2 protein-coding genes and 1 tRNA gene are annotated in these 2,505 nt (G+C 61.9%); all 3 read right to left on the bottom strand.

Annotation, left to right across the window (positions count from 1 at the left end; genetic code table 11):
• Positions 1-1,205 (bottom strand): magnesium transporter (gene mgtE, locus WBF74_RS05420; RefSeq protein ID WP_424436340.1); only part of this gene is annotated, 1,205 nt, incomplete at its 3' end.
• 183 nt (positions 1,206-1,388) lie between these two features.
• Positions 1,389-1,475: transfer RNA gene (locus tag WBF74_RS05415), tRNA-Leu, on the bottom strand.
• A gap of 81 nt (positions 1,476-1,556) precedes the next feature.
• Positions 1,557-2,384 (bottom strand): phosphoadenylyl-sulfate reductase, encoded by an 828-nt coding sequence (locus tag WBF74_RS05410; protein ID WP_424436337.1) that lies wholly within the window; start codon positions 2,382-2,384, stop codon positions 1,557-1,559.
• Positions 2,385-2,505 lie beyond the last annotated feature (121 nt).

The following is a 2,505-nucleotide window of genomic DNA, read 5'->3' as shown; positions in this document are numbered from 1 at the left end:
AAAACCGTACCAAGCCACATATTGTCGAAGATCAGCGCGACAAGGCTGCCGAGCAGCACCGCAAAGACAAATCCGTTCAGCACGCCAACACCGAGTTCACGCAGAATGGTGCGGCTTGCGTTGAAATCGACGAGGTCGCGGGTCGCAAGCGCGCGCACGGTCACCGTCATGGTCTGCGTGCCCGCATTGCCGCCCATCGACGCGACGATGGGCATGAGCACGGCAAGCGCGACCATCTCCTCGATCGCGCCATCGAAAAGCGCGATGACGGAGGCCGCAAGAACCGCGGTCACGAGATTGACCATCAGCCAGGGAATACGGCTCCGGCTGGTCTGCAGCACGGTATCGGAAATCGCTTCCTCACCTACACCGCCGAGCAGGCGGATGTCTTCCGCCGCTTCCTCGCTGATAACCTCAACGATGTCGTCCACCGTAATGACGCCGACGAGGCGGCCATCCTCATCCACGACCGCCGCCGAGATCAGGTCATATTTGCCGAACTGATGCGCCACATCTTCCTGGTCCATCGTGACCGGGATGAGCGTCTGCTGATCTTCCATTATCTCGGAAATCTTCACCGGGCGCTTGGTGCGCATCACCCGGGAGAGCGGCACCGTTCCGATCGGCTTGAAGGCGGCATCCACGACGAAGATTTCATAGAACTCTTCCGGCAGCTCATCCGCTTCGCGCATATAGTCGATCGTCTGGCCGACATCCCAGAAGGGAGGCACGGCGACAAGCTCGCGCTGCATGAGACGGCCGGCAGAGTATTCGGGATAATCGAGTGACTGTTCGAGCACGGCGCGCTCGTTCGCCGGAAGCTGGTCGAGAATGATGCGCTGTTCATCCTCGTCCATATCCTCGAGCACATAGACGGCATCGTCCGAATCAAGCTCGCTCAGCGCCGCAGCCAGGTCTTTCGGATCATAGAGGTTCAGAACGTGGTCACGGACGCTCTCATCGAGTTCGCTTAACACCTCGGGGTTGAGATCCGCGCCGAGCATCCGCACAAGCTCTTCACGCTCGTCGGAACGCAGAAGCTCGAAGAGTTCGGCAAGGTCAGCCGGGCGAAGCGGGATGACGAGTTCGCGCGCCTGTGCAGCATCGGCGCGGTCCACCGCGTCGATGACCGAGTGCACAAAGGCGGGCGAAAGGGCCTCCTCCGCCGTCTCTTCTGGCATATTTGCAAGAGTCGGATCGGCCAAGGGCGCCACTCCCATGAAAAGCGGTGAGAATCGCGTCAGGAATCGCGGTTCCGAACGCGGCGAGTGTGCTCTATTTGCAGGAAGGCCGCCACCCGGAGCGGCGCAAAAAAGCGCCCGCGCTCACGCGGGAACCGTCCTTCTTCGGGAGAGGGATCAGGCCCGCCCCGCAAGACGGGGATCAGATGGTGCGGTCGAGAAGACTCGAACTTCCACGGGAGTTACCCCACAGCGACCTCAACGCTGCGCGTCTACCAATTCCGCCACGACCGCATGTTTCGTAGGCCGGGCGGATGTAACAAATCCCCGGCATTTGCTCAAGCGGCAAATCACAGGAAAAGTGCCTTATCCCCGTTAAATACCGTCGCCATGCACATTTGCGGGCAGATGGATGCCGCACTCGTCCTTGTCGCGGCCCACCCAACGCCCGTCCCGGTAGGAACCGCCTTCCGGGACACGCTCCGTGCAGGGCATGCAGCCGATAGACAGATAGTTGTCCTTCACCAGCGGATGGCGCGGCAGCTTGTAATTGTCGATATAGGCTTCGAGGTCCTCTTGCGTCCAGTCAGCCAGCGGATTGATCTTGAAGCGTGTGCCGGTTGCGGAGCCGGGCTCTCCCGTGCCGCGCACCCGCTCTTCCTCGATGGTTTCCATGGCCGCGCGGGCGCTTGTCTGAAAGCGCTTCCGGCCGGTGATCGACGCATCGAAATGCTTCAGCGCGCGCTCAAGCGGCAGCACCTTGCGGACATGGCAGCAGCCATCCGGGTCGGTATTCCACAAGCCGCCATTCGGATCCCTTGCGGCGAGGTCAGCCGGGTGCGGCCCTGCCGCGCGAATATCGGTGAGGCCGAGCTTCTCCTGAAGCCGGTCGCGATAGCGAAGCGTCTCGCCGAAGAGCTTGCCCGTATTGAGGAAGATGACCGGCGTCGCCGGATCAATCTGCGCGACCATATGGAGAAGGACGGCCGATTCCGCGCCGAAGGAGGAGACAACGGCGATCCGGCCCGGAAACTCCGTTCGGATGACAGCGTCCAGCAATTCCACGCCACCCAGCCCGCCGTAAGCCTGTCGCAATCGGTGAAGCGCGGGCGACACGATGGCCGACGCATTGTCCATAATGGCGGCGCGATCTTCGCCCATCGCAGCCTTGCCGGGGCGCTTTCTCAGATCAATTGCTGTCATGGAAGCCAGCCTTTCTCTTCTACATAGGCGTCCACCCGACGGCCCACATCGGCAAGGCCCAGCCCTTCCGACCGCCAGGCTTCCCGCCGGCGCCCGACCTCATCAAGACGCCCTGCCCATT

Source organism: Parvibaculum sp. (assembly GCF_049672805.1).
In the GTDB taxonomy this organism is placed as follows: domain Bacteria; phylum Pseudomonadota; class Alphaproteobacteria; order Parvibaculales; family Parvibaculaceae; genus Parvibaculum.
Note: the sequence above shows the minus strand (reverse complement) of the source record. Positions and strands in the feature narration are given on the sequence as shown.

Excerpts from the sequence above, each read along its gene's own strand:
- WBF74_RS05410 (WP_424436337.1), bottom strand. The coding sequence starts at position 2,384 with ATGACAGCAATTGATCTGAGAAAGCGCCCCGGCAAGGCTGCGATGGGC.